At 41.3% G+C, this 24,273-nt stretch carries 20 protein-coding genes; 4 read left to right on the forward strand and 16 right to left on the reverse strand.

All coding sequences use genetic code 11. The features are described 5' to 3' along the window. Window position 1 precedes the first annotated feature (1 nt). The 5 genes from CLV99_RS23510 to CLV99_RS08230 form a co-directional block, all read right to left on the reverse strand. Window positions 2-679 (reverse strand): CatB-related O-acetyltransferase, encoded by a 678-nt coding sequence (locus CLV99_RS23510; RefSeq protein WP_317126625.1) that lies wholly within the window; start codon window positions 677-679, stop codon window positions 2-4. Window positions 680-824: 145 nt separating this feature from the next. Beyond that, window positions 825-1,580: a porin family protein gene (locus tag CLV99_RS08215; RefSeq protein WP_133583992.1), complete on the reverse strand. Its 756-nt coding sequence runs from the start codon at window positions 1,578-1,580 to the stop codon at window positions 825-827. 13 nt (window positions 1,581-1,593) lie between these two features. Then, window positions 1,594-2,886: a TolC family protein gene (locus tag CLV99_RS08220; protein WP_133583993.1), complete on the reverse strand. Its 1,293-nt coding sequence runs from the start codon at window positions 2,884-2,886 to the stop codon at window positions 1,594-1,596. Window positions 2,887-2,897: 11 nt separating this feature from the next. Beyond that, entirely contained in the window at window positions 2,898-5,996 is a 3,099-nt protein-coding gene (locus CLV99_RS08225) for an efflux RND transporter permease subunit (RefSeq protein WP_133583994.1), read from the reverse strand. A gap of 46 nt (window positions 5,997-6,042) precedes the next feature. After that, on the reverse strand, window positions 6,043-7,191 hold the full coding sequence (locus CLV99_RS08230) for an efflux RND transporter periplasmic adaptor subunit (protein WP_133583995.1): 1,149 nt from the start codon (window positions 7,189-7,191) through the stop codon (window positions 6,043-6,045). Window positions 7,192-7,415: 224 nt separating this feature from the next. On the opposite strand from CLV99_RS08230, the gene CLV99_RS08235 reads away from it, so the two are divergent. Then, window positions 7,416-7,877, forward strand: coding sequence for a MaoC family dehydratase (locus CLV99_RS08235; RefSeq protein WP_133583996.1), 462 nt, complete (start codon window positions 7,416-7,418; stop codon window positions 7,875-7,877). Between the two features lie 67 nt (window positions 7,878-7,944). On the opposite strand, the gene CLV99_RS08240 is transcribed toward CLV99_RS08235, so the two are convergent. The 4 genes from CLV99_RS08240 to metA all read right to left on the reverse strand — a co-directional run bounded on the left by CLV99_RS08240 (window position 7,945) and on the right by metA (window position 11,413). After that, window positions 7,945-8,205 (reverse strand): hypothetical protein, encoded by a 261-nt coding sequence (locus CLV99_RS08240; protein WP_133583997.1) that lies wholly within the window; start codon window positions 8,203-8,205, stop codon window positions 7,945-7,947. Between the two features lie 125 nt (window positions 8,206-8,330). Continuing rightward, window positions 8,331-9,110, reverse strand: coding sequence for a LytR/AlgR family response regulator transcription factor (locus tag CLV99_RS08245; RefSeq protein WP_133583998.1), 780 nt, complete (start codon window positions 9,108-9,110; stop codon window positions 8,331-8,333). Continuing rightward, a complete protein-coding gene (locus CLV99_RS08250) occupies window positions 9,110-10,132 on the reverse strand; it encodes a sensor histidine kinase (RefSeq protein WP_162850063.1) in 1,023 nt (340 codons plus the stop codon). The genes CLV99_RS08245 and CLV99_RS08250 overlap by 1 nt, the downstream gene beginning before the upstream one ends. A gap of 333 nt (window positions 10,133-10,465) precedes the next feature. Then, window positions 10,466-11,413, reverse strand: a complete 948-nt coding sequence (gene metA, locus CLV99_RS08255) for a homoserine O-acetyltransferase MetA (RefSeq protein WP_133584000.1) — start codon at window positions 11,411-11,413, stop codon at window positions 10,466-10,468. 192 nt (window positions 11,414-11,605) lie between these two features. Between metA and CLV99_RS08260 the strand changes: the two genes are divergently transcribed. Beyond that, complete coding sequence (locus CLV99_RS08260) at window positions 11,606-12,130, forward strand: TlpA family protein disulfide reductase (protein WP_133584001.1); 525 nt, start codon at window positions 11,606-11,608, stop codon at window positions 12,128-12,130. Window positions 12,131-12,181: 51 nt separating this feature from the next. Here the strand turns inward: CLV99_RS08260 and CLV99_RS08265 are convergent, their stop codons facing one another. Genes CLV99_RS08265 through CLV99_RS08275 form a run of 3 tightly spaced genes read right to left on the reverse strand, consistent with a single transcriptional unit; the run spans window position 12,182 to window position 15,758 of the window. Further along, a complete protein-coding gene (locus tag CLV99_RS08265; protein ID WP_133584002.1) occupies window positions 12,182-13,408 on the reverse strand; it encodes a Glu/Leu/Phe/Val dehydrogenase dimerization domain-containing protein in 1,227 nt (408 codons plus the stop codon). 34 nt (window positions 13,409-13,442) lie between these two features. Next, a complete protein-coding gene (hppD, locus tag CLV99_RS08270; protein WP_133584003.1) occupies window positions 13,443-14,570 on the reverse strand; it encodes a 4-hydroxyphenylpyruvate dioxygenase in 1,128 nt (375 codons plus the stop codon). 30 nt (window positions 14,571-14,600) lie between these two features. Continuing rightward, on the reverse strand, window positions 14,601-15,758 hold the full coding sequence (locus CLV99_RS08275; RefSeq protein ID WP_133584004.1) for a homogentisate 1,2-dioxygenase: 1,158 nt from the start codon (window positions 15,756-15,758) through the stop codon (window positions 14,601-14,603). Between the two features lie 312 nt (window positions 15,759-16,070). On the opposite strand from CLV99_RS08275, the gene CLV99_RS08280 reads away from it, so the two are divergent. Continuing rightward, window positions 16,071-17,045 carry a fumarylacetoacetate hydrolase family protein gene (locus CLV99_RS08280; RefSeq protein ID WP_133584005.1) on the forward strand — a complete coding sequence of 325 codons (975 nt, stop codon included), beginning with the start codon at window positions 16,071-16,073 and terminating at the stop codon, window positions 17,043-17,045. A 22-nt stretch (window positions 17,046-17,067) separates the two neighbouring features. Further along, window positions 17,068-17,925, forward strand: coding sequence for a flavin reductase family protein (locus CLV99_RS08285; RefSeq protein ID WP_133584006.1), 858 nt, complete (start codon window positions 17,068-17,070; stop codon window positions 17,923-17,925). A gap of 42 nt (window positions 17,926-17,967) precedes the next feature. On the opposite strand, the gene CLV99_RS08290 is transcribed toward CLV99_RS08285, so the two are convergent. The 4 genes from CLV99_RS08290 to CLV99_RS08305 form a co-directional block, all read right to left on the reverse strand. Then, complete coding sequence (locus tag CLV99_RS08290; RefSeq protein ID WP_133584007.1) at window positions 17,968-18,531, reverse strand: TlpA family protein disulfide reductase; 564 nt, start codon at window positions 18,529-18,531, stop codon at window positions 17,968-17,970. Between the two features lie 21 nt (window positions 18,532-18,552). Then, a complete protein-coding gene (locus CLV99_RS08295) occupies window positions 18,553-19,641 on the reverse strand; it encodes an efflux RND transporter periplasmic adaptor subunit (protein WP_133584008.1) in 1,089 nt (362 codons plus the stop codon). A 4-nt stretch (window positions 19,642-19,645) separates the two neighbouring features. Next, a complete protein-coding gene (locus CLV99_RS08300; protein WP_133584009.1) occupies window positions 19,646-22,801 on the reverse strand; it encodes an efflux RND transporter permease subunit in 3,156 nt (1,051 codons plus the stop codon). 103 nt (window positions 22,802-22,904) lie between these two features. Further along, entirely contained in the window at window positions 22,905-24,260 is a 1,356-nt protein-coding gene (locus tag CLV99_RS08305; RefSeq protein WP_133584010.1) for a TolC family protein, read from the reverse strand. Window positions 24,261-24,273 lie beyond the last annotated feature (13 nt).

Consider the following 24,273-nt stretch of genomic DNA (forward strand, 5'->3'; position numbering starts at 1 on the left):
ATTAGTCTTTAGAAGGTATCTTCTCATTAGCGTCGTAAGTTTGAACGCGTTTAAGCAACTCTGAAATATCATTCGAGGTCAGATAAGGACGAAGCGCTTTAAACTTGGCGCTAGACCATTCATAAATATGAAGAGCTGACAGCTCTTCGATCACCTCCGGTCCAAAACGGTAACCAATAACCTTCGCTGGATTCCCTCCTACAATCGCATAAGGAGGTACATCTTTGGTCACTACAGCAGCAGCAGCAACTACAGCTCCCTCACCGATATGAACACCTGGCATAATGATAGAACGAATACCAAGCCAGGCCCCGTCATCAATACGGGTATCTCCTTTCTGCTTATAAGATTCCAGAATCGATTCTGTAAAAGGGTACAAACTGAACCAATCAGTTCTATGGGTATTATTACCCCCCATTAAGATAAGTACCTCAGCGCCTATACATACATAATTGCCAATATACAATTGATCAATATCCCAGGCAGGCTCCCAATTAGCAACACTATAGGGATCCCCATATAAATAACGCACTACACTTTCTTCAAATGAGCCGGTCCAAGCATTGCTATAGTAACTTTTGGTTCCTCGAATGTGAATATTACTATTCGTAACCACCTCATGCAAATACTCGACCTTTGACCAATGTTTCTCTACCTTATCTTTCATATTGTTATTCATTGCACTGTAACCTTTTCAGATTACGATCAATTACATCCCTCAAAAATACATCATTTCCAAAACAAGACGATAGGCATTCTCTAGGATTAAGCATTCCATTTTAAATATTTCCAAGAATCTATCATAGCACAGTTGATTTATTTTTCTATAAGGTATAAGCCAAGGAAAAAGAAAAGCCCCTACTAAATACTCGAATATGATCTTTAGAATCACCAACGTCATAGCTACTAGCATATTGGAACATACTTGATAATCCTTGTGTGTAATTAAGTCCCAATAAAAAGCGGCGATTCAATTGATACGCTATTCCGGTATTAAACCCCATCTCCATCTTCTGCAAATACTTATTCCCCGATTCATCATCTCCAGCACTTCCATAAATCTGTTTATCCTTAAACCAAGTACCGTCTTCATCTCTACGTTGGATATCCGCATACAACAATGTACTGACATAGGGTCCTGCATAGATATGCACCCGGCCGACGGCATAATCTACATTGATAGGCATTAGGACAATAGAGCCCGTAGCGATTCTTGAACTATAATCTCCCCCATCATCAGAGAGTAAGACACCAAATTTCCGTTGGTTAAACATTAGCTCATGTCCTAATGTAAACCGCTTATTCAATGCTGTTCGGACAAAGACTCCTCCTTGAAAACCTACTTTATAAGTGGATTCATCATTGGAAAACAAATAAGCCATATCCTTACCATGCAAATTGGTATAGTTTACTCCAGCCTTCATCCCCCACGACACCCTACCAACGGCCAAGATATCGTCGACAAAAAATGCCGTAGAATCGTCCCCTTTATCTTTTGTCCCATCCTGAGCAACCACCATCTTATGGCAGAACAACAAACTAACCAACCCTAGGAAAAGTATATTTTTCGTTACTTTCATAACCAATTGTTTTTTAAAAATTAATATCCCAAATTCCCACTGCACGCTCCAATTCAACCAATGCAGCAGCACAATTATACTGCGTCACATAATAGTTCTGCTGTACCTCAATATAGGTCCGTTGTGCATCCAACAATTCCAATAAAGAACTCTCGCCCCGTTGATAACTATATATTTTACCATCCAAAATAGCCTGTGCATCCGTTAAGAGCCCCGCTTCAAACTGTGCGACTTGCTTTTGAGCCGCCTGATAGCCGTGATAAGCCTGAGTTACTTCACTTTGGATGACCAAAGAGGTTTGCTTGTGTTCTTTCTCTGCCTGCAACATTCCCCATTGAGCAGAGCGAACCTCTGCAGGATGCTTGTTTGAAAATTTGAGTGGCACACTGATACCGACTTTTACAGTAGTCATCGATGGAGTAGGCGCTATAACATTATTCACGTACGAGGCATAATCCATACCTAAGGATAGCCCTAGATCTATCGCCCTATTGGCTTTAGCTAATTTCAACAAACTTGCAGAAAGGTTTTTCTGCTGTAAGGCCGCCTGCAAATCTGCTCTATTCATTTTGGCTTCGCCGATTATTTCACTTAATACAAAATCACGACCTAAGCCCTTCAAATCACCAGTAGGATTCCAAAGAAAATCGATTTGCTCATCACCAAGAAGTGTTGACAAATCTGCTAGAGCACTTTTCCATTCCGCTTCTGCAGCAAATACCTCATTCAACATTGTAGAAGCCTCCAGTTTCGACTGTCGTGCATCGACTTGTGAAATACTCCCCAGTCGATATCGGATACTATCAGCCTCCGCAAGTTTCTTCATCTGTTCATAGGAAGTCTGCTGCACATCCAATAGCATCTTGTTCTGTAGCGCTGTCAAATAGGCCAAGGTCGCGTCAGCCCGTAGATTCCTAAAGTAATCCTCCAATAGTAATCGAGTCACCTGTACCTGATCTTTGACTACATCCAATCGAGCATGGCGTTTACCGCCAAGCTCTACGGTCCAAGATAACTCAGAAGCGAAACCATATCCCATCTTCATCCGTCTTTGCCCGTTATCGGACGCCTCAAATGACAGTTCTGGATCTGGAAAAACCCGTGCCTGTAAAATTTCAGCCTCAGCGATATCAACATTGAACTTCTCCGCCGAATAAGCTAGGTTATTTTTTCCTACCAAACGTACAAACGTAGTATAATCGATCTCCTTATAAGAAAAGGAAGAGTCCAATACCTGGGCCGACACCTGAGTAGTACCCACAGATAGTAAGGCCAGACTAAATATGATATTTATATATTTTTTCATCTCCGTATAATTTAATCCTGTTTAGAAGCCGTATAGTTTTTTCCCCATTTGCGTTCCACCAAATAATACAATGCCGGTAATGCAAACAAGGTAATAATCGTAGAAAACAATAAGCCATATACAATCACTGTAGCCAACGGACGTTGTACGTCAGAACCTATTCCAGTAGCAAGCGATGCAGGGAATAGTCCAAGTACAGCTACAGTTGCCGTCATCAGTACAGGTCTGAAACGATGGGCAGCCCCCTCGATAACCGAACGAGAAAGATCATACCCTTTTCGTCGTAGTTCATTAATATGCGATATCATAATCACTCCGTTCTGGATAGCTACGCCAAATAAAGCAATGAAACCAACAGCTGACGAAACATTTAAAGACATGCCACGGACATTCAGGGCTAACATACCTCCAAATAAAGCCAACGGAACAATACTCATCAAAAGACCTGCTTGACGGAACGAACCGAATGCACTATAGAGGAGAATAAACATAATCGCTAACGCAAGCGGAACTATGACAGCCAAACGCTCATATGCCCTGTTCTGATTTTCAAACTGTCCACCCCAGCTGATATGATACTTATCGTGATCGTATTCAACATGCTTATCAATCGCTTGTTGTGCTTCCGCCAACAAGGAATTCAGGTCTCTATTACGCACATTCAACTTCACGGTCAAGTGTCTCTTATTCATTTCACGGGTTATTGTGCTCTCTCCAGTACTCAACCGTACATCAGCAATCTGAGATAAAGGGATCTTCGCACCGGTTTGGGAAGTCAACATAAGATTAGATATTTTCTCCGGAGTATTCCGGCTTGCCTCGCTGTAGCGACATATAATATCATATACTTTATGTCCAATAAACAACTGAGATACAGCCTTACCTCCAATAGCAACCTCTATCAGTTCGGCAACATCAGATACATTAAGACCGTACTGTGCTATTTTATCACGATCTGCATGGATCTGCAGCTGGGGTAAAGGCGGTTCTTGGTCAATATCCAGATCCACGGCACCAGGAATCGTAGCCAAAGTTCCGAGCACTTCCTCCGCAATACGTCGTGTCTCTTTAAAATCATCACCATACACCTTGACCACAAGCTCACTATGTGCTCCTGAAATCTTATCCATTACCCCATCGATCATCGGTTGCGAGAATCCAACCGTAAACCCTGGCATGCTATCATACACTGCTGCCAACTCGTCGATCAAATCATACTTAGTCTTTCCTTTAGGCCATTCTTTATAGGGTTTGATACCTATAGAAACCTCAAAATGAGAAGCTGTCCATGGATCTGTTCCATCATCATTACGCCCTGCCTGAACCATAATATAGGTAACCTCATCAAACTCCATCGTCCTTGCCCGCAATGTATCACTCATCTCGCTCGCCTTTTGCACGGAGATACCAGGAGGCAACTGTACCTGCAGCCAGATAGATCCTTCATCAAGAGGAGGTAAAAAGTCCTTTCCCACTCGTACAGCCAAAAAAGAAGTTGCAGCTAAAATCAAAATCAGAGGAATAAAAACCTGCTTCGGCTTTTGCATGATACGTTTTATACCACTGGAATAGGAATCTGAAATCTTTTCAAGCCATTTATTATGATAGATTTTTTGTGGCTTTTTATAGATAACGTAAGCAATACCAGGAATAACCAATAAAGCTACCGCCAACGCACCCAACAAAGCATACCCAACTGTAAATGCCATTGGCGTAAAAAGCTTCTTCTCCACACGCTCAAAAGCAAATAACGGCAAGTAGGCAGTAATGATAATAATCGTCGAGAAGAATACAGGTTTAGCTACCTCTGCTGCCCGCTGTGCTATACTTTTTTCCGCTAACTCAAGATCTGGATTATCCTCACGTTTCTTGAGAATAGTTTCCAGCATCACGATCGCCCCATCCACAATAATACCAAAGTCGATAGCGCCCAGTGATAATAGATTGGCTGGGATATCCGTAAAGTGCATCAGAATAAAGGCCGTTAACAACGAAAGAGGAATCGTAACCGCTACTAAAAGAGCACCCCGCCAACTACCTAAAAAGACAATCAATACGATAATAACCAATGCCATCCCTTCCAACAAGGTATGTGACACCGTGTTCAAAGTTGTATCAACCAGATCCGTACGGTCTAAAAACGTATGAATATGTACACCTTCCGGCAATCCGCCATTATTCAGTTCTTCAACAGCCTCGTGGATTCCTTCCAAAACCGAAGAAGGATTCTGTCCTTTTAGCAATAGCACTATCCCCTCCAAACTATCCGAATAATCCCGTTCACGGTCTGTATAGCCCAATACTCCTTTCCGTTCCAACATACCATATTTCAGCTCTCCGATATCCTGCAAAAAGATGGGCACTCCCTTTTCAGATTTTACGACGATTTTTCCCAGATCTTCCAAATCCCTTACCAATCCGATACCACGTACTACATACCCCAACTCGCCACGAGGAAGTACACTCCCACCGGCATTGATATTGTTATTTTCAATAGTCTCAATAACTTCTGTCAACGTGATAGAATACTGTTCCAACTTACGGGGATCCACCTCAACTTGAAACTGTGTCGTAATACCACCAAAATTGGTTACATCCGCTACACCTGACACCTGTTTGATACGAGGCATAATGGTAAAATTCTGTAGATCGGTAAGAGCCCTCAAATCGTGTCCCCCACTGCTCTCTACAATATAACGGTACACCTCTCCTGTTGGTGAAGTAAGAGGGTCTAATCCAGGGACTGCATCATAAGGTAGTTCTACCTCATTCAATCGTTCCTCAATTCGTAATCTCGCCCAATAATCATCTACCCCATCCTGAAAAACAATCGTGATAATAGATAGACCAAATGTGCTCTTACTACGCATTACATGCATACCAGGCAGTCCATTCAGAGCACGTTCCACAGGAATAGTAATTTGCTGTTCAATCTCCTCTGCTGCTAGCCCCGGCACCTGGGTCACCACTTGGGAAGTCACATCTGCAATATCCGGATAGGCTTCAACAGCGAGCTGCTTCCACGAATAATATCCAAAAAAAGCAATAAGGGTAAACAAAGCCACCATTACCCAGCGCTTAGCTACACCATTATGTATTAATTTATTCATCGCTTAATCCTTAATCTATAAACTGTTCACTATATATACCTTGAGCCTAGTAGCTTCTCAACATTAACGACCCACCACTCGTCACAATAGTCTCTCCAGTACCAAGACCAGCGCTTACTACGACACGCTCGTTTGAAGTTCCTGCGGTATGGATTTCTCTTTTCACAAACCTGCTATCTCCCTCTTTTACAAAAACAAACTGCTTATCATTAGCCTGAAATACCGCACTACTAGGCACAAGAATAGATTTCTGAGGCGTATCTCTAAAAAGTACGGTTACATACATACCTGGCTTTAGCTCATGATTGATATTATCGCACTCGATCAGTACCTCAACGCTACGTGTCTCTTCATCTACAATTTCATTAACATGGTATACCTTTCCTTTTATCAGATGGTCTGGATAAGCAGCTACTTTAACCTCAACTTCGTCCAATTCATGGATAAAACGGATATCCTTTTCTTTCACCTGTCCCACAATCCATACTTTAGAAAGTTCTGCAACTACAGCAATAGGTTCAGCATCTTCCTTCAGATATTGTCCGATTACAATATTATTATCCACAATTTCTCCTTTGATAGGAGACCGTACAATCATAGGCTTCCCAAGAGACATCTTCTCCGGATTAACATTAAATATCTTTAAAGCGGACAACGAATTTGATAATGCAGATTTCTTGATCTCATAATCAGTTTCTGCATCCTCCAGTTCCCGCTGTATACCTACCCCGTTTTTTAAGAGATCTTGTTGACGTTTCAAATTCAATTCAGCTTGACGAAATTCTTGACGGGCGTCCGTATATTCTTTCTCCGCATTAAAGTAGTCGGGAGAACTCAGTTCAAAAATTGGCGAACCTGGCTGTACCTTATGTCCCAAACGAACAAACGAACGTAATACCCGACCTGCAAATGGTGATGCAATCTCCGCATAGGCATTGGGAATTGTCTTGACCGTGCCAGCACTTGTCATCTCCAAAACAAAATCTTCCTCCGCTACAGTTTCAAAACCCAACTTAGCATGAATCGGAGACCCCGCTGTCAATAAGACCGCATCCCCTTCAATACGATAAGCCTTATTATCTTCTTCTTCTTTCTTCGAGGTACTGCTACATGAAGAAAGCACAAAGAAACTAATGCCTATAAAAAACAATAGTTTTTTCTTTTTTAGACGGATGTCCTTACTGTTAATTTTCATTGTTTTGCCTTTAATTGATTTCATATTCAAATTAATCTGGCACAAAATTGAACATATTAATGCCGCTAGGCTGTTAGAGGAGCAGTAGAAAAATATTAGAAATTTATTAGATTCTTTCGCGGGAACGATTAAATTAAAAAAGAAATAACTAAGGCTAAGGAAAGTTTTGCTAACTTACACCAGAAATATTTACAACTATAAATATTAAATACAACTTTCTTAAAATGGTAGTAATAAACAATTACGAGGAGTACAAATCGTTTGAAGGAAAACAATTAGGCTCTTCCGATTGGCACAAAATCGATCAAGAGCAGATTAACAGATTTGCAGACGCCACCCTAGATCATCAATGGATACATATCGATCAGGAAAAAGCAAAAACAGACAGTCCTTTCAAAACTACGATTGCCCACGGTTATCTCACCCTTTCTTTGATTCCTTACCTTTGGAAACAGATAGCAGATGTGAGAAATCTGAAAATGGAAATCAACTATGGAATTGAAAATTTAAAGTTTGGACAAGCCGTATTGGTAGATAGCGAAGTACAACTACAGGCTAAGGTTAAATCAATACTAAACCTAAGAGGAACAGTCAAAGCATCTATAGAAGCTACGTTGGTAATTAAAGACAATCCCAAACCAGCTTATGTGGGAGATGTAGTATTCCTATACCATTTCGAACACTAAAAATATATCTTAGTAAGAGTATAGCACGACTATACTCTTGCTAAAAACAATAGATTATGTTATCTGCTTAGGATAACGACATGCTACGCAATGGAATTCCCATTAGGAAACTATCCAGTTCCTCACACTTAAAGTTACACTCATCCACCTTACTCACGACCAGAGGCACCACGTGTTCATTAGATTCTACACGCAAGACTCGATCCTCGTCTTCTAGGTCCAAGCTCACAATAAGGGGAATTTTCAAAGACTGTAGTCCCTCTAATAGAAGAATCTTATCAGTCAATGTTTGGACATTCGTCTTGAAAACACTTACAAATTTATACATAGTCGCAATCGTTGTCATCACCATACTTGAATAACTACAACCCAAACTTCATAAAAATTACCGAATTATTTAACGCCTTTCCGCGCCAAGCGGACAAAATAAAGGACGAGCCGTCCGCTTCACTGTTAATCCAACTCTTTCGCCTCTAGCCAACGTAGAAAAGTAGAAGCTTTTTCCCTACTCACGTAAACCCGGGAACTATGTGCTATAGCAAGATCCAGTGACAGCTTTCTCGACAACGTATAACTAGCATGACGCAATGCTGCTCTATTAACCAGATGTTGTCTATTCGCTCGAAAAAAAAGACCACCCAACGTCTTTTCAAGATCATCAAGACTCTTATTTACAGCATATTCCTTACCATCAAAAGTTTTAACAAAAACGTTCTCGTACTCGATGTAACAAAGAGCAACATCCTCAACAACCAACGGAATAATCCGTCCATGGTGATGGACTACCAAAGCACTTTGCCGGGATTGCGTCTGCCCCATCAGATCACTAAAGAGCCCATTCTTTAAATTATGATTAACCGGCCATTGCGAAAGCTGACGTTGTAAACCGAAATATTTTTGCATAGTAGATTCAACAGCTCCGTTAGAAATTGGCTTCAAAATATAATCGATGCCATTCGTCTTAAAAGCTTCTAACAGATAATCATCATAGGCCGTACAAAAAACAATAGGTGCAGAAACCAAGACCTCTCTAAAGATTTCAAAACTCAAGCCATCTCCCAACTGAATATCTGAAAAAATAAGATCGACTTTAGGATTATCACGGAAAAAAGAAATCCCCTCCTGTACAGATTGTATATATTTTACAATCTCTACCTGAGGCAGTACCAAACTCAACGTTTGAGCCAAGTCTTCTGCTGCTAAGCCCTCATCTTCTACTAAAACCACTCTCATCACACAATCTTAATACGTACCTCAAAAAAAGTTTCTGACTCTTCGATTTCAACCCCTTGCACAAATAAATACTTATATCGCTCTATCAGATTACGAAGACCACTACCGTTAGAATCCACTTTCTGATACTTAATATTTTTATTATTACGTACAGATATCCAACCATCACTTGCTGCAACACTAATCCGTACAGGATCTGCCACCGTAAAGGAATTATGCTTTAAAACATTATCGACTAATGGTTGAATAGAGAAAATAGGCAGTTGCTTCTCCCGTATATCTGCAGAAATATTCACCTCATAATGCAGCGCCTCTCCAAAACGGATCTTCTGCATATTCAGATAATCCTCACAAAGCTTGATCTCTTGATCAATGCTAGCCAACTCCCCATTCTTCACAGAAGCAATTGTAATCCGTAAAAAATCAGAAAGCTGAACCAAATAATCCTGAGCCATATCCGGATTCTTACGGATCAGTGTTTTCAAGGTAGCAAGAGCATTAAACAAGAAATGAGGTTGAATCTGTTGCCGCATCATGAGATTGATCGCTTCTTCACGAGAACGTTCCAGCCTGGAGCGTTCCAGCTTATGATGTGCCTTTGCATGTTCAGACATTAAAAAGTAAAGCCACAGCAGTACTACAACATTCAGTAAACTCCCTTGAACACTGATAAATGTAAAATTACGAACAGGATTTTGAATCAGGAAGCTATGTAGTCGATGATCCAAAACACCTAGAAAACGCTCGATATAATGAAAAACCCAAATAATTAAAATGGCACTTCCAAAACTAATAACCTTAACGTACAGAGGTGACTTAACAGGATCCTCTACTCTAAAATAAACATGAATACAGATATTATTGAAGGCAACAATCAGAATAACTAAAAATGTGATGCAGATCTGTACAACACTACGGGTACTCATGAATCCTCCTGTAAAAGAAGCTAGCGCGATAAGCAAGGTCGCAGTCAACGCAAAAACAAAGCTCTGCTTGATCCAAAGTCCAAAAGGATAATCCATATGCTTACATCTCATCATTAATACATTACGTTAAATATCAATACTATAAAATGCTTAATGGAGTGTTATAAATTGATCAAACGAGATACCCCATTTATCAAACATTTCATCACTTAAAACATATAAAAGATGAATTAATTGTAACAAAAGTAATTGATTACAATAAAAAATTGTTACTCAACACAATAAAAACAGTTAACCATCGTTTTACTTGTAATTCATAATTTAGGTTAAAAATGGTTAGTTAGAAACGCCTGTTGCTCCCAGCTTCATGGCGTTTTTTTAATATAAGACATCTCGCATTACCACCAGCCTTCACCAGAGACTGTTGCTTTAATGGTTATTGTCTCTTAAATCACCTAAATTAGGGACATTTTTAAGATCAAACGGAGTCTCCTGATACACAAAGTAATTAAGCCAGTTATTGAATAATAGATTAGCATGGCTCACCCACCTGACTTTAGGAGACAATGACGGATCATCATTCGTGTAGTAATTTAGTGGAACATCTATTTCCAGCCCCTTTTCGACATCCCTAACATATTCCTGATGCAACGTATACGGAGCATACTCCGAATGTCCTGTCAGATAGAATTCTCGTCCTCCTCGCGAACTTGCAATTGCAATCCCTGCCTCTTCTGATTCAGAAAGGACCTCGATATCATTATTCCTTTCTAGATCTTCTTTCGAAATAGTAGTATGTCTACTATGTGGAATAAAGAATTCATCGTCAAAGCCCCTAAACAAAGGATTTGTTTTATCCAAAGCAATATGGTTAAAGACACCAAAAAGCTTCTTATCCAAAGGTTGTTTCTCAACACCATAAAAATGATATAACGCTGCTTGAGAAGCCCAACAAATATACAACGTTGAAGTTACGTGACTACGCGCCCAATCAAAAATACGGGTCACCTCCTCCCAATAGGTCACCTCCTCAAAAGGAAGCATTTCTACTGGAGCTCCAGTAATGATCATCCCGTCGTAAAAATCATCAGCAACATCTGAGAACCCCTTATAAAACATTTCCAAGTGTTCCGCTGGCGTATTTTTGGAAGTATGAGACTCTAGATTCAAAAACTCTACCTCGATCTGCAAAGGATTATTTGACAATAAGCGGACAAAATCTGTTTCTGCCGAAATCTTCAAGGGCATGAGATTCAGAATAACAAGTCGAAGGGGACGAATATCCTGCTCATTAGCACGAAGATCACTCATCACAAATATACTTTCGTTTTTTAGCAGCTCTATGGCTGGTAAGCTATCGGGTATCTTAACTGGCATACGATATGTACTGATTTCACCTTATAATAAATGGTAAAAATACCAAAATTAGCAGGAATAAAAAATGCATATAACTTTACATTACAATTCACTGAGATAACAATGCCAATGTAAAGAGCTCGTTATCTTCTTGTGGAAAGACTAAAACTATTGTAAATTGTGCCCAGTAACCTAATAAAAAAACTTACAGAAATGCATAAAAAACTAATAACTAACACACTAGCGATTCTATCACTCTGCTTGACTTTTACACTTAGCCAAGCACAGGAAAGCAATAACGGTAAAAAATTATGGGCTAAATCAATCTTGAATGAGAAAGCACCTGATCTTCAAGTTGAACAGTGGCTTTCTGATGCGCCCCAAACTAAAGGAAAATTTGTACTCGTCGACTTCTGGGCAACTTGGTGTGGTCCATGCCGCAGGGTTATTCCTGAATTAAATGAATGGCAGGAAAAATACAAAGATCAATTGGTTATTGTAGGAATATCCGACGAAACTGCCGAAAAAGTCCAAAATGCTAAGGACATAAAAATAGAGTACTATAATGCAATAGACACGCAGGCGAGACTTAAAAAAGAGCTAGAGGTAAAAGGAATACCACACTGTATACTATTAGATCCTCAAGGCATTGTCCGCTGGGAAGGATTTCCAACACTCGCTGAGCACGAACTCACAGCAGATGTTCTGGAAACAATCATTAAAAAATACAGCAAATAAATAATCGAAAACAAAAAAGGGACTTTAATACTAAAGTCCCTTTTCTTTTGACTAAATCAATTGCCGTAAAGCAATCTCATAAGCGTTGGACGATAACTGTGTCCGTTCTTTCGAAACATCGTAAATCGCTTTCAGCGCCTGTTGTATCACTTTTGAAACGTCAGAAAACAAAGCATCATCACTAATTTCAATACTCGGCTGCATCAAATAGGCAAATACCCGCGCCATACCACAGTTGGCCACAAAATCTGGAATTACAGCCACCTGCTGATCTGCATACTCCATCACAGGGCCATAGAAAATCTCTTTATCCGCAAAAGGTACATTTGCACCACTAGCGATTAGCTCCAAGCCGTTATCCACCATTTGCTGTACATGAGCCTTGGACACCAGACGAGAAGCAGCAGCAGGAATAAAAATATCAGCTCCAATAGACCATACCTCTTCTTGCAACTTATCCGAAGGAATCATATCAGAAGAGACCAACTCATTGCCGTTACGATTAAGGAACAAATCTGTTATTGCATGCTCATCAAACCCATCTGTATTAATCAAGCCCCCCATACGATCTATAATACCAACGATACGAACCCCCATTTTAGACAGATAAAATGCGGCGGCTGCAGCCACATTCCCCCAACCTTGAATAATCGCTTTCTTACCTTGACACCCAGATTCATAGAGATCATAAAAATGACGGACAGACTCTGCAACACCGAAGCCAGTAATCATATCAGCAACTTTATACTTACGCTTTAGGTCTGGGGTATAAAATGCATCCTCCAAAACCTTAGATACACCGTACCGCAATTGTCCGATTTGACGGATACGCTCACTCTCACGGACATTAAAATGCCCATTCAACACTCCCTCTTGAGGATGCCAAAGACCATACTCCTCCGTCATCGGGATTACATCATGGATTTCGTCGATATTAAGATCTCCACCTGTACCATAATAATTTTTCAACAAAGGTGTCACAGCCTTGAACCAACGGGCCAACACCTCCTTTTTCCGAGGATCTTTAGGATCAAAATTAATCCCAGATTTAGCACCCCCTATAGCTGGTCCAGATACCGTAAATTTCACTTCCATTGTTTTGGCAAGCGACTCTACTTCATTCCGATCCAATCCGGCACGCATTCGTGTACCACCACCTGCTGCTCCTCCACGCAATGAATTGATTACAATCCATCCTTCTGCCTCAGTCTCACTATCCTTCCATTCAAATACAATCTCCGGTCTTTTGTGTTCAAAATCCCTAAGTAATTCCTTCATATTATTTTTAAAACCCTAAAATAGACACCTTATCTTATAAATTACCTCTTCGTTCCTGTTCGCGTTCTATAGCCTCAAACAACGCTTTAAAGTTCCCTGCACCAAAACTCTGCGCACCTTTTCGTTGTATGATTTCAAAAAATAAAGTAGGACGATCTTGGACTGGTTTTGTAAAAATCTGAAGAAGATACCCTTCCTCATCTCTATCGACCAGAATACCCAAATCTTGGATGATTTTGATTTCTTCGTCAATTACCCCCACCCGGTCCGGCAACATATCGTAATAAGCCTCAGGAGGAGCACCTAAAAACTCTACACCACGAGCCTTTAAAGCTTTGACCGTGGAAACAATATCATTGGTAGCTAAGGCTGCATGCTGTACCCCCTCACCTTCGTAAAACTCAAGGTACTCTTCAATCTGAGACTTCTTCTTTCCTTCTGCAGGCTCATTGATCGGGAACTTCACATAACCATTACCATTACTCATCACCTTACTCATCAAAGCCGAATACTCTGTGTTGATCTGTTTATCATCAAAAGAAAGAATATTCACAAATCCCATCACATTTTGATACCACTCAACAGTCTCATTCATTTTATTCCAATCGACATTACCCACGCAGTGATCTACATACAAAAGGCCAGTCTCTTCAGGATTATAATCGCTAACCCAAGGCTCGTATCCAGGTAAAAATGCGCCTTTGTAGTTTTTACGCTCGACAAACATATGTACTGTCTCTCCGTATGTATAGATACCCGCTGTCCAAACCTCCCCATGTTCATCTTGTGTACACAATGGTTCCTGGTATACCCGCGCTCCGCGCTTAGTGGTTTCTTCGAAAGATTTCCGTGCATCATCAACCCACAAAGCCAATATCTTGACGCCATCACCATGCTTTTTGACATGCTCCGAAATAGCATGATCCGAGCGCAAAGCAGATGTCAATACCAGTCTGATTTTATTCTGTTTCAAAACATAGGATGCACGATCCCGAACTCCAGTCTCTGGACCAGCATAAGCCTCCGACTGAAAACCAAAAGCTGTCTTGTAATAATGCGCAGCTTGTTTCGCATTCCCCACATAAAACTCAATGTAATCCGTACCATTAATAGGAAGAAAATCTTGCGCTGTCGCAATTTTCTCCGCAAAAGTTTGTGCCATGATAATATATTATTGTTTATTAATTAGTTACTAATTCATCCATGATTTGTAATAATCAGGATCTTCCAATGCTAACGCATCCTCCGTCAACATCAACGGTCTAAAAGGATCGATCATTACCGCCAATTCATCTGTCCGTGTTTGCCCGATACTTTTCTCAACCGTACCTGGGTGCGGTCCATGTGGTATCCCTCCCGGATGCAACGTAATCTGTCCTTTCTCCACCGACTTACGGCTCATAAAATCGCCATCCACATAGTACAAAAGTTCATCAGAATCGACATTACTATGATTGTAAGGAGCCGGAACCGCTAATGGATGATAATCGTATAAGCGAGGGCAAAAACTACACAATACAAATGCATCCGTTTCGAAAGTCTGATGTACCGGAGGAGGTTGGTGCAACATCCCCGTGATAGGCATAAAATCGTGAATAGAAAAAGCCCATGGATAGTGATAGCCATCCCAACCAATAAAATCAAACGGGTGGCTGCCATACACATACGGATAGATCAACCCCTCTTTTTTTATCTTGACCTCAAAATCCCCCATTTCATCAAAGGTCTCCAGATTTTCAGGCACACGGATATCACGTTCATAGAATGGAGCGTGCTCCATCAATTGTCCAAATTCATTGCGGTAACGCTTTGGCGTACGAACTGGAGAAAAAGACTCTACGATCAACAAACGATTTGCCGTATCCTCAAAGTGAAGTTGATAGATCGTACCTCGTGGAATAACCAGATAGTCCCCATAAGAAAATGTAATCTGACCATATCCCGTTTTTAAAACACCTCGTCCCTCATGGATAAATATGATTTCATCAGCCTGACTATTCTTATAGAAATAGTCTGTCATCGAATGTCGGGGAGCAGCCAAGGAGATGTGCAGATCATGGTTCACCAATACGGGCTTACGGCTTTCCAAATAATCATCGACCGCGGCCAATGAAAATCCTTTCAAACTGGTATGCTTCAGATGCTTCTCCCGTGCAATTTTTGGAGAAACATCATAAGGTTCTCTTATCTGTCGCACCAATGTTGGCGGATGACAGTGATATACAAGGGAGTAAACACTGGAAAAACCATGTGTTGAAACCAATTCTTCGGCGTATAAATCGCCATTTTCTTTTTTAAATACGGTATGTCGCTTGTTGGGGACTTTCCCGAGCTTATGATAAAATGCCATAATCCTCTGGTTTAAAACAGTTAAAAAACAAAAAATGAAATACTCGATAAGCCTAGTTACGAGTTAAATGGAATAAGGGGCTTAATACTGTGCAAACACAATCTCTGCTAGCATCGCTTTTATAAAAGCAATCAATCCTAAGGATAACTTTGGGGTATATACACAAAGATTGTACATAGCAGGGTTTATAATATGGTATAAAGATAAAAATATTTTCCAATATTATCCGACGAAAAAATTTAAATATTTATAATCATATGTATATTTGCACGGTAAATCTATAATTGAACCCTTTTTAATGCCGCTCTTTTTATGAGAATTGTAACCTGTCTTCATGACAATGCCGAACATCTCGCTATTTTAATAAATACAACAGTTTACCGTTGCACCGAAATCAGCGATCAACTTCCCACCTCAATGCAGGAATTCTTAAATGGAGGCCCTACAACTATGCTTGCCTTACAGCAAGCAGAAGCAAAAATCAAAAATGGCACCATCAATATAAAGGGAATAAACATAACAGACGCTCAATTAATGGCACCTGTCCCCCACCCGACTTCCTGTAGAGATGCTTATGCTTTTAGACAGCATGTAGCGACCTCCAGACGAAATCGTGGCTTGGAAATGATTCCTGAGTTCGATCAATTCCCGGTATTCTATTTCACAAACCATAACGCGATTTATGGCCCAGGAGATATTCGCTGTATGCCACTACATATGCAACAATTGGACTTCGAACTTGAGGTCGCGATAGTCATTAATAAAAGAGGAAAAAACATTAAAGCGGCAGAAGCAGACGACTATATTGCAGGTTATATGATCATGAACGACATCAGTGCCCGTAAGCTACAGATGGAAGAAATGAAACTAAATTTGGGTCCTGCAAAAGGGAAAGACTTCGCAACCGTAATAGGACCTTATTTGGTCACAAAAGACGAATTACTAGCGTATAAAATACCACACTACAAAGGTCACACTGGCGACTCATATAACCTAGAAATGACATGTAGCGTAAATGGACAACAAGTCTCCCTTGGGAATTTTGCAGACATGGACTGGACATTCGCCGAAATCATAGAGCGTGTTTCCTATGGCGTAGAACTTTTCCCTGGTGATGTAATAGGATCCGGAACCGTAGGAACCGGTTGCTTTCTCGAGCTCAATGGCACCGCACGCCTAGCAAACCCAAATCATACAGATCAATGGCTACAAGATGGTGATACCATTACGCTTGAGGTCACAGGACTTGGCCTATTGGAAAACAAAATAGTATTAACAAACGAGTAACGACCTTAATAAAGAGCAAAAAATGAGTAATATTATAAGTTTTGATCCAAAAAAAGATCAAGCTATATTCGACAACTTGATCAAATATGCAATTGCGCCAAGACCTATATGTTTTGCCAGTACCATATCAAAAAGTGGGCAGGTCAACCTTAGTCCCTTCAGCTATTTCAACCTCATGTCGCACCAACCACCGGTGTGTGTATTCTCTCCGTTGAGACGTATGCGGGATGGTTCAACCAAACACACGCTCGAGAACATTTTGGAAGTGGACGAAGTCGTCATCAATATCGTAAACTACGATTTGGTACAACAACAGTCCTTAGCAAGCACAGAATATGCCGAAGGAATCGACGAATTCGAAAAAGCAGGTCTTACCCCACTTCCTTCAACCTATATAAAACCACCTCGTGTGGCAGAGTCCCCGATTCAACTCGAATGCAAGGTACAACGTGTAATACCACTCAGCGACCTTCCCGGCGCAGGAAATCTAGTCATCGCCGAAGTATTGGCCATGCATGTACAGGCCCACCTTCTAGATGACAAAAACAATATCAAACAGCATGAATTGGATCTTGTTGCTAGACTTGGAGGCGATTGGTATTGTCGTGTGACACAGGACAACCTATTCATCGTACCCAAGCCGCTCCGTAATTTAGGTATTGGCGTGGATAATCTGCCCGAAGCGATCCGCCTTTCTAAAGTACTGACGGGAAATCACCTAGGTTTACTGGCCAATGTAGAAGTAATCCCATCTCTAGACCATACGATAGAACTAGATATCGATTATAGTAATCCAGCAGGCGTACATACCTTTGCTGCACAATTGCTAAACCAAGGCCAACTACAAGAAGCTTGGCAAGTGCTACTACGTAGTTTATAACTGAAAAAAGGTCAGGTAAAAATTCTCACCTGACCTTTTTTCTTATTCGGCAGCCAGCTTTAGCAAACCATCTTTGATATTGGGATTACCAAAATCCACCATACCTGTATGCTGCACGGCAACCTCGCCACGTTTATCCAAAATCACAGTCATCGGGATTGAGCTCGTCTCCAATTCAGAAGGTAATGGGCCATGTAACGTATACAACGGGAGATCAAATTTATTCTTAGCCATAAACTTGGAAGCCCCCTTAATATCTTCATCGACATCAATCGCCATAAAAACAATATCCCTGTTAGACTTTAGGTCCAAGAACAACGTGTTCAACGAGGGCATCTCCCGGATGCAGGGAGGACACCAGGTCGCCCAAAAATTCATAACGACTACCTTTCCCCTAAGAGAATCCAAGGACATAACCCGATTATTGATATCTACAAAACTTGCACGCACTCCAGCAGCGACCTCTTTCACACCCGTTCCTACTGTTTCCATAGCGAGCGAATCTTCGGGGATAGTACCTCCCTCATCACCAACCTCTTTAGCATTATTCGCACAACCAATAACCAGTAGTGCACCAGCAATCATCAACAACAATTTTCTTTCCATACCTTTATAATATTAATAGTATTACTTCATTAAAGCCTTAACAATTTTTCCATCCGTAAGTTCCTCCGAAGCACGATTTACAATACGATCCTCTGTCGTAATAGCCCCAAACACTTCCACAAGATTTTCATGCGAAATGCCTAGACGAACCTGCACACGTTCTGTTTTTCCATCTTCGCCTATACGTATTACAAACACGCCAGATTGCGCATTCACAACAGCTTCCTTGGGGATAAAGATAGTATGTTGTGCCCGTTTCAACGACAGTTGTACATCAGCAAAATCCCCTCCAATCAGACTCTTATCCCCATTAGGAACCTCAAACTCCAAACTCAACGAACGCGTCGTCGGATCGATGAATTTAGCATTTCTTTTCAATTTAGTTGTAAACGTTCGGTTAGGAATACTCAACACTTGAAATTCGGCTACGGTGCTATCCGACACCGCTTGCCCATGAACCTCAGGTACCACAACTTTCAACTTCAGTTTATCATTGGCCACCAAATTGAACATAGGTACACCACTATCACCTAGCAACGCTCCCGTAGAAAAATTACGCTGTGTAATAACCCCTGAAAAAGGTGCACGGATCAAGAGATAATCTTCCATATACTTTGACTTTTGATAAGCGCCCCCAGCTTCCACAACCGCAGCACTATCCCGTAGCATATCGCCATAAGCACGCTCTAGCTCCAATGCGGATATTGCACCTTTCTTGCGCCCATCAACATCATGTAAACGCTTATAACGCAATTTACTGACCTCATAATTGGCCAGCAACTGATGCTGCTTTGCACGATCAGCTGTGCTCTGCACATCCATTTCGGGAGCCTCCATCCGAGCGAGCAGCTGCCCTTTTTGCACATAATCACCTACATCGACATGAATCTGCCGCACAAAACCTTTTACCTTTGAAAATAAAGCGACCGATTCCTGAGGCTGTAATTCCCCCGTCAACTTAATACGATATTGAGGTTGCAACGATTGAGGATGAGAGACAGCCAACTCCAGTGCTTCTGCTTTCTTCTCTGTTTGCCCCTCCTTATCATTGCCTTGTTGCTGACAGCCAACGAATACAATGAAAACTAACAAAAAACTATATCTTATCATCTTTTTAATTATTATAAAACTTACTATTTACATCATCAGGATCTAGGGAAGGTTCCAAATACGTAGCCTTCTTCATCATCAGCGAGAAAATAAGAGGAATCATCAATAAAATCACTAAAGTAGAACTAATCAAACCTCCAATTACCGCTTGGCCAAGAGGGGCAATCTGTTCGCCTCCATCCCCCATACCCAATGCCATTGGAATCATCCCTGCCACCATAGCGGCCGCTGTCATCAGAATAGGACGCAAGCGGGACTTCGCTGCAATAATTGCCGCAAAACGCGCTGAAATAAAATATTTCTTACGATTCTGTTCAGCTTGATTTACCAAGAGTACCGCATTAGAAACTGAAACCCCAATGGACATAATAATCCCCATATAAGACTGCAGGTTCAATGTACTTCCAAATAACCAAATGAAAAAAGAACTACCCGCAATGACAGCCGGTACAACGGATAGAATAACCAGACTTACCCTTACCGATTGATAGTAAGCACTCATCATAAAGAAAATAACCACGATTGCAATCGAAAGCCCAACCAATAGCCCTGACAAAGTTTCTTCCAATAAAGTCAACGTTCCTTCCTTCCAAACCCGCATCCCCTTCGGGACTTCTCCTATTTCGCTAAGCGCTTTATCAACAGCCTTATTCGCTGTGCCTAAATCAGTATGATGAAGGTCTGCCAAAATCGTAACATAACGATTCGGTCCTCTACGATTCACCTGTCCCGCTACAGTACTATGCGTAATAGTAGCCACATCCTCCAATATCGGATAGCTCTGGCCTTTTTTCAAAGGTATAGCACGCACATCTTCAACAGCTTGTATTAAATTTTCGGGAACCTGAACCTGAACCTGAAATACCAGTCCAGATTTTGGATCCACCCAAAGATTTTTATCCGTAAATCGAGTAGAAGATGTAGTCGCTGAAATATTACGCGACACTTCTTGAACGGTTAGACCATACTGTGCAAGACGCTTACGATCCAGCTTAATATCAATAACCGGATAATGCAAAGGCTCTGCAATCTGTACATCTCTCAAAAAATCGTAACTAGACAGTTTAGACACCAGCTTTTTAGCATAAGATTCGGCCGCCATAAGCTGTGGCGCACTGACCTTCACTTCCACCGGAGTCATTGATCCCTGACCGATAATCTTATCCATCAACTCCATTGGTTCGAAGTTGATCTTCACTGAAGGAAAATCCGCGCTAATCCGTTCCCGGATCTGTTCTTTCAATACATCATTCTTTAGACCGATTTTCTTTTTATCCAGAGATAATTGCAGTACTCCTTCTCCTGTCGTGCTATTAAAAAGGAAAATAGGGTTAATAGGATTTGCAGAAGGGTGCATACCGACAAAAGCAGAACTTATCTTCACACTATTCTCAGGCAACATTGCGGTTATAGATTCTCCGATTTTTCGAACGGTCTCTTCGGTATGTTCCAAACGTGTGCCTTCAGGAAGCCGTATACGCAACTGGAAATCGCCACCTTCAGAACGAGGCAGAATATCCGTACCTAACAAGGAGAACATCATAAATATGGCAGCAAAACTTACGACCAGATAACCTATTGTAGGCACCATTGAACGTCGGACCAGACGACGGACCAAATAGGCATACTTCACATTCACTCGCTCCATAAATGACCGCTTCCGACGAACGAACTGTCCATGCACTTTAGATTTCATAATCCAATTGGCCATGATAGGTACAAAAGTCTGCGAAGCAATAAAAGAAGCGATCATCGCAAACGCAACCGCTAGCGACAACGGCATAAACATATCTCGGGGGATACCACTCATCATAAATGCCGGAGTAAGCACTGCTAGAATACTTAATAGAATAAGTAACTTAGGCGCAGAAATTTCTAAAAGAGCATCCAAAATTGCCCGGGCCTTCGATTTTCCCAATTCCATATGTTGGTGAATATTTTCGATCGTAACCGTAGCCTCGTCGACCAAAATTCCAATCGAAAGTGCCAGACCACTCAACGTCATAATATTAACACTCTGCCCAAAGAAATAGAGCGTTATCACAGCGGTAATAATAGCAATAGGAATTGTCAAAACGACAATTAACGCACCACGCACATCGCCTAGAAAAAGAAAAACCATTAGCCCTGTCAGGAGAGCGCCTAGAGCGCCCTCAAAAATCAGGTTAGATAACGAACGGGAGATATACACCGACTGGTCAAAAGCATAACTAATCTTAACCCCTTCAGGCAATAAATTCTCCAACATGGGCAACGATTTCTTAAGGTTATCTACTGCCGTCAACGTCGATGCATCTGGCTTCTTGATAATTGGAAGATAAACAGATCGCTTACCATTGATTAGGGCATAACCTACAGTTTGGTCTGCCGCATCCAGCACGGTAGCCACATCGCCCACCAACAATGTCCGATCAGCAATAGTCTTGATAGGAGTTTGAAGGAACTCATCAACACCATCCGCAATAGAATTGACTGGTGCCATAAGATTTTTGTCTCCCAATCTCACATTACCTGCCGGCGAGGGAACCGAGTTTTTAGTAATGGCCAATGTGACCTCTTCTGGGCTCAAGCCTGCGGCCTTCATCTTTTGGGGATCAATATTCACGACCAAACTACGCATATTACCTCCAAATGGAGCTGGAGCTGTAATACCGGGTATATTGACAAACATAGGCCTTACTTTAGTAATCGCCATGGTCTGAAGTTCCGTCACGGAGTGCTTTTCACTATCAAAAACCAATTGTCCTACGGGAAGAGAGCTCCCATCAAAACGGACCACCATAGGTGGCACGGCACCGGGTGGCAAAAAACCCATGGCACGCGACACCTGCATACTCAGCTCGGCCGAAGCCTGGGACATATCCGTACCAGGATAAAAAGTCAATTTCATTAGCGAAAGACCTTGGATACTTTTAAAATCCAATTCCTTAACACCATTGACAAAAAGTAAAACCTTCTGAAACTCGTTCGCCATAAAACCGTCCATATAGGCAGGCGAAAGCCCCCCATAGGGCATCGCTATATACATAGCAGGCGACTCAATCTCTGGAAAGATATCCACCTTAATCTTTTGAATGACCGGCCACGAAAAATAAGCAATCGCTATGATAACCATAATGAATGCAATAGGCTTCCGAAGCGCTGTTCTAATAATATTCATATGTAAATAATTTGTCTTTTAACGGTCATATGGAATATCCAAAGTATTTTCATTCGTCTTTGTGTAGCCAGCACTACTGGATATTTCATATGTGTATTACGATTTAAAAATGTTGGATAACGGGGTTAATATTCGCCCCCAGAAAAGCACGCTTTAAGACAATATTCCAATAGTTATAATACTGCAATAGATTTTGCTTCTCATTCTGAAGTAAGATAGCTTGAACCTGTAAAAGTTCGGCCAAATTAATAAGCCCACCTTCATAGCGTACCTTATACATCTCATAAGCCTCAGAAGCTTGTTGTTTACTACGATCCGACTCCACCAAACCGGCAGCAGTCTGCCGCTCCTGAGTCGACAGATCCAGTAAACGCTGCTCCAATTCATTATCCAACAATCGGTATTCCTCCTCGACTTTGCTCCGCTTGGCTTCGAAAATCTTACGATTAGACTTAGCCGTAAATAGCTGTTGTAAATTCCAGTTCATCCCTACGCCAACAAAATAATTATGGGCATAGTTCTGAAACATATCTCCATAATTATTGGAGGCCACACCTGATGACGAGACTCCCGAACTCCGGCTAGAAAGAGCACCTATCCCCACAATTTGAGGCAATACTTGTTTGCTGGATTTCTTGACCAATTGGTCTAGTTTTTCCGTTTCAGTCTTCTTGATTTCTAATAAGGGTTGGAGTACATCTCCCCCTGTTTCCGCTTTCAACAAAACAAAAAAACGGGCCACAGACTGAGCTGCTGGATTGACTGCTCCTCCCACAAATTCCGAAAGCGCATAGACACCACCTTTCAACTGTCCTGAAACATGAGATAGCTCGGACTGCACATTATTCAACGAAGAAGATACCAAAAGCGTATCGGCACTGGGTACAATACCACTGATCGCCAGATCCCGAGTGAGTTCCAAAATATCCTGATACCTCTTCAGGTGCTCATGATACCAATCCGAAAGAATCTGGTAATACAGGTAATTTATATAGCGTTGAGAAAGTTCATTCTGTACCAATAGCGTATATTGATTTGCTTCCCAGGTAGACTGTTTTATCGCTGTAGACCCTAGAGCTTTGTCTAGATTTTTCCGTCCAAAATTGACCAAATCCCAATTTACACTACTTGTCGCATATTGATTGAATGTATTCGAAGAACCACCAGAGGTATTTGAGCCACTGATATTAAAAATGCCCGGCATAGGATAAAAGGCTCCCGAAACATTGTTCAACGAGCTTAATCCCTGTTGGTACTGGAGCCATACCTGTGGTTTATAACGCTCCAATGAAGACGCACTATCCAACCGGGAAATACCGATCTCCTGGTCTTTTATAGAAAATCCTTTATAATTTGCCTTTGTCTGCTGCCAATAGTCCTCGAGTACTTGACCATGCACATTATTAGTGATAAGTCCTGTCCCAATGACGAGCAAACAAGCACATAACTTGTTGATCATCGATTAAAATTTA

The organism is Sphingobacterium yanglingense (genome assembly GCF_004363245.1).
GTDB classification, from domain to species: domain Bacteria; phylum Bacteroidota; class Bacteroidia; order Sphingobacteriales; family Sphingobacteriaceae; genus Sphingobacterium; species Sphingobacterium yanglingense.